Origin of the sequence: Paenisporosarcina sp. OV554, from assembly GCF_003058165.1 — a bacterium.
Classification (GTDB): Bacteria; Bacillota; Bacilli; order Bacillales_A; family Planococcaceae; genus Paenisporosarcina.
The window spans coordinates 26,027-38,924 of sequence record NZ_QBUC01000030.1; the positions used below are offsets into that span (position 1 = coordinate 26,027).

8 protein-coding genes are annotated in these 12,898 nt (G+C 38.6%); 3 read left to right on the plus strand and 5 right to left on the minus strand.

What is annotated here, in order from left to right:
* Window positions 1-70 precede the first annotated feature (70 nt).
* Window positions 71-391: a helix-turn-helix domain-containing protein gene (locus C8K15_RS17870; protein ID WP_108587782.1), complete on the plus strand. Its 321-nt coding sequence runs from the start codon at window positions 71-73 to the stop codon at window positions 389-391.
* Between the two features lie 133 nt (window positions 392-524).
* Here C8K15_RS17870 and C8K15_RS17875 read toward each other — a convergent pair whose 3' ends face one another.
* From C8K15_RS17875 to C8K15_RS17885, 3 genes are all read right to left on the minus strand, one after another.
* Window positions 525-2,036, minus strand: a complete 1,512-nt coding sequence (locus tag C8K15_RS17875; RefSeq protein WP_108587783.1) for a primase C-terminal domain-containing protein — start codon at window positions 2,034-2,036, stop codon at window positions 525-527.
* Window positions 2,037-2,583: 547 nt separating this feature from the next.
* Window positions 2,584-2,934 (minus strand): DUF5388 domain-containing protein, encoded by a 351-nt coding sequence (locus C8K15_RS17880; RefSeq protein WP_108587784.1) that lies wholly within the window; start codon window positions 2,932-2,934, stop codon window positions 2,584-2,586.
* The gene (locus C8K15_RS17885) at window positions 2,927-3,781 is read right to left on the minus strand and encodes a ParA family protein (protein ID WP_108587785.1); all 855 of its coding nucleotides are present in this window, start codon (window positions 3,779-3,781) and stop codon (window positions 2,927-2,929) included. Before C8K15_RS17885 ends, C8K15_RS17880 begins: the two co-directional genes overlap by 8 nt.
* 981 nt (window positions 3,782-4,762) lie before the next feature.
* On the opposite strand from C8K15_RS17885, the gene C8K15_RS17890 reads away from it, so the two are divergent.
* A complete protein-coding gene (locus C8K15_RS17890; RefSeq protein ID WP_108587786.1) occupies window positions 4,763-5,161 on the plus strand; it encodes a YkvA family protein in 399 nt (132 codons plus the stop codon).
* A gap of 329 nt (window positions 5,162-5,490) precedes the next feature.
* Here the strand turns inward: C8K15_RS17890 and C8K15_RS17895 are convergent, their stop codons facing one another.
* Window positions 5,491-6,747: a VTT domain-containing protein gene (locus tag C8K15_RS17895; RefSeq protein WP_108587787.1), complete on the minus strand. Its 1,257-nt coding sequence runs from the start codon at window positions 6,745-6,747 to the stop codon at window positions 5,491-5,493.
* Window positions 6,748-7,393: 646 nt separating this feature from the next.
* On the opposite strand from C8K15_RS17895, the gene C8K15_RS17900 reads away from it, so the two are divergent.
* Entirely contained in the window at window positions 7,394-11,122 is a 3,729-nt protein-coding gene (locus C8K15_RS17900; RefSeq protein ID WP_108587788.1) for a S8 family serine peptidase, read from the plus strand.
* 278 nt (window positions 11,123-11,400) lie between these two features.
* On the opposite strand, the gene C8K15_RS17910 is transcribed toward C8K15_RS17900, so the two are convergent.
* Entirely contained in the window at window positions 11,401-12,645 is a 1,245-nt protein-coding gene (locus C8K15_RS17910) for a helix-turn-helix domain-containing protein (protein WP_158268356.1), read from the minus strand.
* Between the last annotated feature and the right edge of the window lie 253 nt (window positions 12,646-12,898).

The window sequence follows — 12,898 nt, forward strand, 5'->3', positions numbered from 1 at the left end:
TAAAAATTTAGGTTCAGTATACCACCCACATCCATTAAATGCATAATGATTTTTGAAAGGATTTTCCAATATGACTCAAAACAAATCGGATATTTATCAAAAAATAGGTAACGCCCTAAAAGAAATCCGAAAAGAAAAAAAGTTAACCCTCCAACAAATTGAAAAAATAAGTACACTACACGCAGCGAGTATTTCCTTAGTTGAAAACGCCAAATCCAATCCCAGTATTGGTTGGATCATTCATTACTGTAATGCACTAGACGTAAATCCAAATGAAGTCTTTATACGAGCATTTGCGGAAGATTTCAAATCCCAACAACTGGACCGTATCTTTGATAAATTTGCTTCCTACCAGGTTGAGAACAAACCAACTGAAAAAGACAAACTGTAAAACACAACATTTTAACATTGGTTGTGTTTTTTTTATTGGAAAAAATCAAAAACAGGATGGATGGATACCAAACATAAAAAGAGGATACGAAAAAACAGAGGCGTATACAGATATGTAATGGCAGACTGGACAATTATGTCGAATTAAGCGTAAATAGATTATCGACCCTTGGTATAACAGCCTTTTGGATGGTTTGTACGATGTAATCCAATGATTCAATCGCTGGAGTATTGTCGAATTCTTGCATCATAAGTCGAATTGTTGCGGTATACGTAGCCCGATGGGCTTGATTGAATGCAAGTGCACACTGAAGAAGCACAGCAACGGACGTTAATCCCGTTTGTGCTTTGCAGCCTTTTCCCTCTGTCTTCATCATGATTTTTGACGATTTCCTTACGACTTCGTTAAACGTGCTGCGAGGAATGTTGATTTCTTCACAGATTTGTTTTTGTGTAGCCCATGTAACTGGACTGGAGATGTTGGTTTGTTGGCTAATGTATGCCAGAATATCTGTTTCCCACTCTTCATAATGACTCCGTTTTCGATCTTTTCTTGCTTTTTTAAATTTGTGCCATCCATTCGGGTTGGAATGAATCGTAATAGGTTTCCCACTCCCCCACTCTTCAAGGAGTTGTTGAATGTATGTTGAGTGAGCCCCTTTAAAACGACCTTTATACGCACTTTTTATGATTTTTCTTACTTCTGAATGCTTCAGTGACGCATGTAAGGATGAATTTAATTCATCTAGCAAGTTATACGTCTCGTTTTCTTCTTTTCCAGCACTGTAGCAAGCGAGCGCTAAAGTAAATAATAGATTGTCTCGACCTATTTGCCCTTGATTCCCTCTAACATGTTTCGCAGCTAATAATTCCTGAAACCACTCTTGTTGTGTGACGTCATGAATGGCTTTATGATCTTGTACAACAAATAAACCACGTCCATGGCCATCATCTTGTCTTCTGGACCATTCAATTAAACTCCCAAAATCAAACGTCATTTCTTTTGAAAACCATCTTACGTTATCTTCTTTTGGTATACGGAAAAAGCCAAAGTCGTTACACGAGAGATCGACTCCCTGTAAAACCTTCGCTAGGCTGCGTTTAATATTCTCTGAAATACGTTTGGCCACTTTGAGACCACGAAAATCATTTTTACTCGAAATGAACAGAGGCTTGTCCAATACAAAGTAAGCCTGGAATCCTTTCGGAGTTTCCAAGATGAGCGTTGGCGCACCGATGCTTTGATCTAATGCTGCCGTTAGGATCTCAGTGTAAGGTTGTTTTTTTGAATCGATATCGACAACAAACGTATTAATCTGTTGTAAATTTGTTTCTACATGTCCTTTAATATAATTACGTCGATGATTGGTGTAAGTACCATAATTAAAAATATTTGGTGTCCAGTGGGATAGTTGGTTACCATCTTCAACCACTGACTCTTTAGAAGTTAGAATATATCCTTTTACTCCACTAGAGGTATGTAAATCTTCTTTTGAACGAGTAACAAAAATACTTCCTTTTTTGTTGTGAGAAGATTCTCTTTTAACAATAGTTTGTTTTGGTAGAGATGCTCGTGAGCCGATTTTTTTGAATTCCATTAATCCATCATGAAGAACTAAGTCGAACATTGATTGTAAATCGTCCATTTCGCATCTCCTACTCTGCAACTAGTTTAAGAAATTACCTAAATCTCTCAATTAGTTACAAAGTATAGAAGAACAAAAACCCTTATACAATAAGGGTTTAAGGGCATTTCTAATATGGTAGACCAGTCTACAAATCTACATGTAGACGCATCTACTCAGTTACAAATCTACATGTAACCAAATCTACATGTAGACCAATCTACAAATCTACATGTAGACCAATCTACAAAAATTAATCTATTTTCATTTTCGCGTCTATGTCAAATATTTTATATTTGAATAAATGAAATATTGTAATCGTTGTTAAATCAATGTTTCAAGGACTTTCAACACATTAAATTACTTGTTTATAAAAACACTATTTAATAATAAAAGTCTACATGTATATTAATCTACAAATCTACATGTAGACCAATCTACAAATCTACATGTAGAACAATCTACAAATCTACAAATCTACATGTATATGAATCTACAAATCTACATGTATACGAATCTACAGTATTTAAAAAAGATGAAATAGCATGCGCTATTTCATCTTCAAGGTTTATTTCGTTTTACTTTTATACAGTTCAAAGATAATTTCATATTGTTTTCTCTCATCTTTAGTTAATATATTTGAATGGTAATCATTAATAAGCAGATCAATGACATCGTCCACGGTCGGAGCAATACCAATAGTCACTAATGCATTTAGTTTATTTTTAGTACTCATATTTACTCGAACGGTTGTTGATTTTTCAGCAATTACATTGCTATTGGTAGCTTTCTTAGGAACGGGAGTGGTATCAGGTTCTTTCTTAGTTTCAAGTTCCTTGATATTAAACGTATTTTTTGGAACAGCCGTTTGGCTTCTTTGAATAAGACCAGGAGACTTTTTTCTAAGTAAATCAGACATCTACAACCTCTCCAATCGTTTCTGTTGAGTTCGATGGGTTAGTTGCTGCATCTAATCGATGGACAAATTCAGTAGCAACTTGTATATAGCTTTCAATAACGTTTTTATCATGCATATCATTTTCAGTGATTCCTGTCATATCGAAACGTTTTAAACGTTCCATCTGTTTAACTACCTTTTGGAAAATATTATGTTCCCCAAAAATCTCTTTCGCTGTGTCTAATGTTTGAATATCTACAGCTGCACCATTTTTCCATAATACCGGGAGAATGCCTAAGATATCTAGATCGGCATCATAATCATCGATAAGCGTTTGAAGATAGGTTGTAAAACCTTCAGCGCCTTGTAAACTTCTTTCTTGCGTTTGTAATACCACAACTACAAAGTTTGATGCATATAATGCTGAATCCGTAATAATAGAGATTGTAGGCGGAACATCAATAAAGATAAAATCATAGTCCCCTTTTAACGGTTCTAATAACTTAGAGAAAAATTGTACTCGATCAATTTCCTTAGGAAATTTCTTTTCTAAAAGTTTCGGGTATTGAGCAAAATCACTAAAACTCGGAAGAAGATATAAGTTTTCTTTTATAGGAGTTACAATGCTACTCAAATCCTCATCCTGAATGGCAGACATTAATGTTTTTTCATATGAGACAATATCATCTTCAATAAGAGCTTTTGTTCTTAGAAATAAACTAGTAGCATTTGCTTGAGGATCTTGGTCACTTACTAACACTTTATAACCCATTTTCGCTAAACAATAAGCAATCATAGTGCTATTCGTAGTCTTTCCAGTACCGCCCTTAAAATTACCAAAAGTTATAACCTGGCATGAATGATTCATTTAAAACCCTCCTCAATTAATATAATTAGCAATGTATGTTTTATGTAAATGTAGACTTGTAGACAAGTGAAGATAACTAATAATTTAAAACTAACACTATTATAATATAAATACAATCATAAACTTCAGTATTCACCTTACATTTAGATGTTTTTTGTTTTTGTATACAAATCTATATGTAACCGGGTCTACATGTAGATTTGTAGATTGGTCTACATGCGAATTAGTTTCTCTAAACGTGTGACAATCAAAGCCCCTCTTTTTTGGCTATTGTTTCTATTGCTAGTTTTAACTATTAGGGGTAGCTCAGCTCTGGATCCGATTATTTTTTATGTCAAAATTCCTTCATGTAGAACCTTTTCAAAAACGTGTTAAATTTCTTGCATCTTCCTCCCCCTGATGTCATTTATATCGACAGAAATCCGATACTAATAAGCTTCTATCATTCAACTTAAAGCAAGAAGAATCCCCTGTAAATTGCACCATATCAGGGTTTTCAAACTCTACCTAAGTAGATATTTCTACTTTTCTACTTAGGTTAGAATTAAGCTCTTTCTCACATAAGTAGATATTTCCACTTAATCTATTTCGAATAATCTTTTAACAAAAGTAGAAATTTATTTTATGGAAAACTTTAGAAGGATAAACTTTGTTGTTCATGTGGTTAATAATCACATTATCGAAGCAATCGAAATTGAAGTTTTGGAAGACTAGTAAAAAATCTTATTGGTTAAATAGTTTGCTGATTTCTCCCTGTTTATTTGAGAAATCAGCTTTTTTATTGATAATTGAGTCACCCTTTCTCTGAACTGGAATGTAGACGAATCTACATGTATACAAATCTACATGTAGATTCGGTTACATGTAGATTTGTCATTATATATCCCCTTACACCACGGATTGAGTAACCCCCGAATCGTTCACGTTTGCCTAATCCAATTATTAATTTATAATTTTTATGGATGAGGGGTCTAATTAATAATGAAAAATGATAGTAAATTAACTCAATTAAAAAACTACGCAATAAAATTAAAACAAGATACATTTGTTCTATATCTTTCTTACAAAGACGATAGAACTCCTTGGTACGCAAAAGCTGTCGCAATCTGTGTTGTAGCATACGCCTTTAGTCCAATTGATTTAATTCCTGATTTTATCCCCGTTTTAGGGTATTTGGATGACCTAATTCTTGTTCCTCTAGGAATCGCTCTTGCCTTGAAATTAATACCGCCTCATGTAATCGAGGAAAACCGGGTAAAGGCTGAAGAGATGAAGAAGAATGGAAAACCAAAGAATTGGTTAGTTGGTACTCTCTTTATAATTATTTGGATTTTGCTCGCAGTTTGGAGTGGGAAATTAATCATTGATCTCACTACATAAGAATTATTAAACGCATGATATATCAAAATTGAAAAAAAGAGTGCTGGATTTCCAGCTCTCTTTTTCAACTTACCTATCCCATAAGATAAAGAAAAACATCGACATACTTTCCCAAGCATTTAGGAAAGATATGATGTATCCGACAAAGTAGCCAATCCCTCTAAGACCATCGTTGTATGCAGCATGCTCAGTGAGTTGACATAACAACCGGATCAGGAAGTGAAGGCAAACTAGAAAAACCGAAGGCGCGAAAACGCCAACGGTTTCATAAATAGGTGGATTGCCACAAAAGGCAGTTAGCCGGATAAGACGATAAGTGAGGTTGCTTCCTAATTTTTCAATTCTCTATTTGGTTGCGTATCAATACTTCTCAGTAAACGGAAGATTTCGAGAAGCAGAATATTTAGACCTAGCCAGCCCCCGCCGAATACATAGCCTGCCGCCACATCACTCGGATTTTGAACTTCAAAAAACAAACGGCTGATCGCAATGAAAATTAAAATAAGTACTGCAACCATAGGGATAAAGGTATGAATCCATACCTTTCCGGTGTGACGAACAAAAATAAATATGGCAAACCCATAAATTACAAAAGCCATTAACGACTGCTCACTTGGAAAAGAATATGATAGCTGTTCCATAAGCGAACTTTTGATAGGTGAGAGATTATGAAAAATCCGTCTCAGACTCTCTTCATACAGTTCTCCGCCGCCAATAATAACCATAAGGGATAACAATTCAATCATTTTATCCCTACCTTTCCATAAAATCCACAATAGTGTGAGGAAAATGAGCATAAGAAGGACATTTCTAGATCCCATTAAGGAAAATACATGCATGGTTACAGTCCAGTCTTGGTCAAAAATTAACGAAATCAATAAACCGACAATCTCGTTAAAGTCGCGAAATTCGTTGCCGAGAAAGTCTTGAATCATACCAATCATGAGAATAATAAAACCTAGTGTAACCACACCTGTAAACGAGATGAAAAGTCCAACCCGTTTCCGAGTATGGAGTAAATTCATTATCCAATTTAATTTATTAATCGCTACATTTTTGAGATACTCTTTGTGCTTTTTGTAAACATAGATACCTACTAAAATAACGGCAGCCAAAATGCTTCCTATGATGAGGTATTTCTTAACTGAAGTGTGAAACTGCTCCCACTGAGGCCCCAATATCTTTCCAAGGGTAATAAATACCGTGACCCAGAGGAATGCTCCACTATACGCATACAGTGCATACGTACGAAACGGAAGCCGGGTAATTCCCGAAAAATACCCTGTAATGTGTCTGACACCAGGAATGAAATAGGCAATAACCAACAACCTATTCCCGTACGTATTAAACCATTTGGACGTTTTTTCAATTCGTTCCGGACCCATATGAAATCGATGCCCGTATTTATCGAAAAAAGGAGTTCCTAACTTATAGCCTATCCAATAAGCAATTGTCATTCCAACAGAACTTCCGACGCCAGCAATTAAAATGCTTATCGTCCAGTTTAAATGTCCCTGAAAAACAAGAAACCCGGTGTAGCTCATGAGGACTTCACCGGGCAATGGAAACGCAAGAAGTTCTAGCATGAGTGCAAAAAATAATACCAGATATCCGAACTGATCTATATAAGGTGTGATATATTCTACGGTTTGTCCTCCATTCCTTTATGTACGTGGATTGCCTTTAATCCTTTAGTATACTAAGCAATTGTTTTCTCAAAACATGTTTTTTGATTAAGTTCGAAAACACTTAAAGAATTAATCTAAAAAGAATAGATGAAACTTCTGTAAAGAGAGATTTATGTATCTAGCCATTTCCTAACTGCAGATTGTATACCACATGCATCCGTAGTTGACATAACACCCCAATCGGGAAGTATTCAACACATGCACAATTCCTTTCCCCTTTTTTAGACATTTCGGTTTAGATTTCCTTCTTCTAATATAGTTCTTAGATCCCTCTCAAAACCCCATTTGTCAATAATATTGTATGACTATACAATTCAACTAATCCTACCTATTTATTTACCTCATCTAGAGAACTTACTACCATTAGACAGAATCTTCTACAGAAATTGAACCAAACCTTTAAGGAGGTGAAGACAAGCTCTGATTCTAGTAGTCTACTTTCAGCAATCTTTTTGGGACTGAATAACTTCTTATTTTTACCTCACCATGATTTTTCTCAGCTTAGCATTATCCGCTAATTACCTTATGGAATAGGAGAATGTAAATGAAAAAGCTAACCATGAAGACGCTTCTAGTTGGATCGATTGCCGCTTCTATGCTATCAGGCTCCATTTCTCAAGTGAACGCACTTGGAGCATCTAGGAATGGGACGGTATTGGATAAATCAACTGTTGCAATGAGTAATAATGGGACCGGTGATCACGTAATTACGCTCATTACTGGTGATGTCGTAAAAGTTTCTACCCTTAAAAACGGGAAATATATCATCAATGTAGAGCCAGCTAATAAGGATGGGGATGGAGTCAGGGTCATGACCTTAGGTGAGGATACTTTCGTATTCCCGAACTCTACCATGCCTTACCTGGCAGCTGGAAAACTGGATCAGGACTTATTTAATATTACGAAATTGATTGAATATGGATATGCTGACAAGAATCAGGCAGGGTTGCCGGTTATCGTCGAATACGAAGAGACAAAAGCTAGATCTTTCTCCAAAAACATTGCTCCAAAAGGATCGAAGAAGGTTCGGGAGTTGGAAAGTATTAATGGTGCCGCACTTACTACCGACAAAATGAAAGCGGAAACATTCTGGGAAGATGTCACAGTTCAAAGGGACAATAAAGAACCTGAAAAATCTTCGCTCTTTAAATATGGAGTAGAAAAAATTTGGCTGGATGGCCGTGTAGAAGCAGCCCTTCATCAAAGTGTCCCTCAAATTGGAGCACACACAGCATGGGAAGCAGGCTTTACAGGTGAAGGCGTCAAGGTTGCCGTGCTTGACTCCGGAATTGACCCTGGTCACCCGGACCTTGTCGATCAATTGGACGAAGCGGTGAGCTTTGTACCTGGCGAAGAAGTGAATGACGGAAATGGTCACGGAACACACGTTGCCTCCACTGTGCTTGGAACAGGTGCAGCTGATGGGAAATCCAAAGGCGTTGCTCCTGATGCACGCTTACTGGTAGGGAAAGTATTGAGTGATCAAGGATTTGGACAAGATTCTTGGATTATTGATGGAATGGAATGGGCATCTGAGAATGCAAAGATTGTCAATATGAGTCTTGGAACCAGCGAGCCAGGTGATGGCACAGACCCTATGTCTCAAGCTGTAAATAGACTTAGTGAAGAGAATGGAACACTATTTGTTATCGCTGCCGGTAATAATGGAGCAGAAGGCTCTATCGGCTCTCCTGGTGCTGCAGATTCCGCTTTAACTATCGGGGCTGTGGACAAATCGGATCGGCTTGCATGGTTCTCTTCAATGGGGCCTCGCTATGGCGATATGGGTCTAAAACCTGACTTATCTGCTCCTGGTGTAGGTATTGTTGCAGCCCGTTCCCAATTTACATCTGGCAGTGGATATTACTCTAGAAAAGATGGTACATCCATGGCTTCACCACATGTCGCAGGTGCAGCAGCTATCCTTGCCGAAAAACATCCAGAATGGGACGGAAAAGCTTTAAAAGAAGCATTAATGAACACAACAACGAAGCTTGAAGGTTACCAGCCTTACCAGGTGGGGACAGGACGGGTTGATATAGCTGCAGCCTTGGAAACAAAGCTGAGAGCAACTAGCTCCGTATCATTCGGCTTCTTTAAATGGCCTCATGATCAAGTAGCCCCTGTTGAAAAAGTCGTTACCTATACAAATGATAGTGCCGACGACATCACAGTAGAGTTGGAAGCGACATTTACAAATGCAAAGGGTAAAGAAGCTCCATCTGGTATGTTAAACCTTTCTGAAAATACCATCACTGTTCCAGCCAATGGCACAGCGAACGTGAATGTAACACTTGATTCCACCCTTGGTGAAACAGGCTCCCGTTATCAAGGATTTTTAACAGCAAAAGCAAACGGAAAAGCCGTTGTACACACAACTATGGCGATGGTCAAGGAAGAGGAACGTTATACTCTCACACTAAATGCAACTGACCGTGACGGCTCTGCTGGACTTGCATATGTGGCAATATCCAGCGAGAAAATGGAGCCGTGGGTTTATGCTGTCAATGGTTCATCAGAACTTCGCCTGCCGCCAGGCACCTATTCGGCCATGTCCCTAATGGATGTGGACGTGAACACAGACCACGCTGGTGTAGCCCTTGTAGGTGACCCGGAAGTGAAACTGAATGGACCAAAAACAGTGGAGCTCGATGCAAGAAAAGCAAAAGAAATATCTGTAGAGGTACCGAAGAAAACAGAGGCAACTTACCAACGTATGGAATATCACCGAACAATTGGTGATATGCCCCTGACTAGTCTCTATTTGATGCCGGTTTGGATTGATAAGATGTACGCTGTTCCAACAAAAGAAGTCAAAACCGGATATTTTGAGCAGCTCACTCGCTGGCGTCTAAGAAAACCACTTCTGACCATTAACTTTAATGGAAAGGAACTGGATGATATTCCATTTGCCGGAAGTACGTTATTGGATGGAAAGTATAACTTATCCACTGTCTATGCCGGAAAAGGCAGTTCAGCTGACTTCGATCGCCTAAAAGCAAAAGGTAAAGCCGTTGTGGTCGATCGAAATGATCAAGTAACCCCTTCTCAACAAGCTACTGCTGCTGCTGCTGCCGGGGCAAAGCTGCTGATCATCGTCAACAATGAGGATAAAGAATTTAGTAAATATGCTGGTACTCCAGAGTACACAGACAACCCGATTGCCGTTGCTGGTATCAGCAAAAAAGAAGGCGACAAGCTCGTAAAAGCTGTACGTTCAGGAGATGTAAAACTGCAAGTAAAAGGAACAATCGATTCTCCATATGTATATGATCTTATGGATGTCCATGAAGGTTCTATACCAAAGGATTTAACCTATGCACCGAAGAATAAAGACCTAGCGACAATCGACAGTCGCTACAATTCCCACATTGAAACAGCAGGTGGAGAATTCCGATACGACGTGCGTCCGCATACATTTGGGGCTGTAGGCTTCCTGCAAAAGATATCATTACCAAGAGCCCGAACTGAGTATGTTTCGGCAATAGAGGACACAGGCTGGTATCACGAGGCAACTGTCTTAGATTCGAAATGGCAGATCCGTCAGCCATTGGCCACTTACACAAAAGGACAAAAATTAACAGAGAACTGGTTCTCTCCAGTTGTCCGTCCAAGCTTGGGTGAAGGTTACTGGGCTCCTGAGCGCCAAGGCAATCATCTAATGATCAATGTTCCTGCTTGGGCCGATGCAGGAACAGGAAACACAGGCGGTATTAACGATTATAATATATCTGTAAAAAATCAGACATCTAAATTGTACAAGGGTGATACATTAGTGAGGGAAGGTAAAAGCCAAGCGCTCTATGCATCAGATGTCGCACCAAAAGAACGTACGCAATTCCGCTTTGTTACGGACGCAAAACGTGACGCAGATCGCTGGAATACGTCGGTCCGCACTCATACTGAATGGACCTTCTGGACGGAAGCATCAGAGGATTGGAGATACGATCTTCCATTCCTAACTCTGGATTACAAGGTGGACACCGATGTAAATGGGGATGCATTGGCAAACCGTCCTACTAACCTTGAGCTGTCTGTCGGTAAAGTGGAAGGTGCAGTAGGATACGGAAACGTGAAGGATGCCACTTTGGAAGTTTCATTCAATGAGGGCAAAGCGTGGAAAAAAGTGAAGCTTACAAAAGATGGCGACGCTTATGCCGCAACCATTGGAAATCCGATAAACGCAAAATCCGTTTCACTCAGAGCAAGCGCTTGGGATGATGAAGGAAACAAAATTACCCAAGAGATCATCAAGGCTTACGGATTAAGATAGTTTTAGTGGAAGATGCCTGCTTTATATAGAGAAAGCAGGCGTCTTTTCTTTTGGTTAGTTAGGTGTGGTGGATGTGAAAAATTGATTTGTTAGATGAATGATTGGGTTTGTTAGAATAGGGTATTTTGAGAACTCCATCCTAGCTCAGAAGGAAGCACATACATTCTTTTTACCCCCGAACAATGCAAAAAACATAAAAACAAAGCGTTTTTTCCTCTTTACAAGCCCATTTTCTGACCAAAACTTAAAGCTTCAGCCACAAAAACGTAACCTCTCCATCAAACAAACTGATTATTTGTTCTGAACTTCTCCACAATTGCTCCAGCATAACGATTAGCATTGACCATATCATTGTTGGACATGTAGTAGTCAAATAATTTTACCGCATAAAACTCTTTCGCCATTACATAGCCCATTTTGTCAAAGTGGGGAAATGCCTGGTTCTCCAGATAGTGATAATACTGGTCATCCTCACCTAGAATGGAGTGATAATGCATCGTAAAGAGATGATGAAAGGTGGCGGCCGAAAAATTCCTGCATAACACAAGTCCCTCTTCTACAAGCTTTAGAAGCTTTTCCTTTGGCGTCTTCCCTTCTTTCGTCAAAGCGTTTATGTACCCCTCCAGCGAGCCGACATACTTGGGCTTGGAGGAATTGCGTGCATCCATCGACTTTTTGTAATATTCAGCAGCCTGCTTGAAATAGCCGTGCCGCAAATTCAGATAGCCGAGGTTATGATGCAGCATCGCTTTTTGATGATTGAGCCCATAATCCCCTGTCATATCTATCAATCTATGATATTCACTGCTTAGAAAACGGTGATCCTTCGATTGCTCGAGCTGGATGAGCATCAGCATTTCAGCTTTAATGATACGGGAGAAGCTGCGAATTTTGGTGAAGAAGGCCAGTGCCTTATTCGCATTGAAAAAAGCTAGGGCGCGAGAATTAAGCGAACTATAGGCAACAGCCAAGTCGTAATAATATTCCTGATTGGAGTATTGCTCCAGACTGATTTGACCTAGAAAAGAGATGGCACTGACATAGTCATACTTCACGGTCAGATGGAAAATCCCCTTTATGTGCAACAACATATTTTCGTCATAATTAGATAAACCTGTCCAAACATCCATCTCCTCTATTAGAGCCTGCGCTGATGTAAACTCGCCAATAGACAAGTAGTATCTGGTGAGCACAAGGGTGTAGGATCGATAAAAATCCTGAATATATAAAAGGTTAATTCCATCAAGCTGCCTTTTTATACTATCCGCCTTTGTCTGCAGTTCCTTCACAATGGCATCATGCCACTCCTTTAATAAGGATTCCACCCTCCTGTAATTTAACACTTCCCTTTCCATATCAATTCCTAGTCTTTGAGATAATAATAGAATAGTTTCATCCGATACTTCTGTAAGCCCCCGTTCTATTTTACTGATATGAGTACTGGAGGAAATTCCTTCCCCTAGGTCCTTTTGCTTCATTTCTTGTTGTTCGCGATAGAATTTGATTATCTTTCCTTCCAGCATGATTCCCATCCCCTAAGCGTCCCTCCTTAAGCCATGACGGCATAGATAAAACCAAGATGAATATTATTTTGGACATCTTATACACCTCAAAGTAAGTTTAAGTGTATTATTCCCATTCTTATTAGTATTATCAAATTAATATTTCTTGTTCAACTAAACTCCCTCTATAAATATTGATGTATCAACGGTTTGCACCACTTCGTAATGTAGAAAAAATATTTTTTATATAATTTATAAACATAGTCTTGAATTT

Coding starts and splice junctions, on each gene's coding strand:
- C8K15_RS17900 (WP_108587788.1), top strand. CDS start 7,394: ATGAAAAAGCTAACCATGAAGACGCTTCTAGTTGGATCGATTGCCGCT.
- C8K15_RS17880 (WP_108587784.1), bottom strand. CDS start 2,934: ATGTCTGATTTACTTAGAAAAAAGTCTCCTGGTCTTATTCAAAGAAGC.
- C8K15_RS17895 (WP_108587787.1), bottom strand. CDS start 6,747: ATGCTAGAACTTCTTGCGTTTCCATTGCCCGGTGAAGTCCTCATGAGC.
- C8K15_RS17875 (WP_108587783.1), bottom strand. CDS start 2,036: ATGGACGATTTACAATCAATGTTCGACTTAGTTCTTCATGATGGATTA.
- C8K15_RS17890 (WP_108587786.1), top strand. CDS start 4,763: ATGAAAAATGATAGTAAATTAACTCAATTAAAAAACTACGCAATAAAA.
- C8K15_RS17885 (WP_108587785.1), bottom strand. CDS start 3,781: ATGAATCATTCATGCCAGGTTATAACTTTTGGTAATTTTAAGGGCGGT.
- C8K15_RS17910 (WP_158268356.1), bottom strand. CDS start 12,645: ATGCTGGAAGGAAAGATAATCAAATTCTATCGCGAACAACAAGAAATG.
- C8K15_RS17870 (WP_108587782.1), top strand. CDS start 71: ATGACTCAAAACAAATCGGATATTTATCAAAAAATAGGTAACGCCCTA.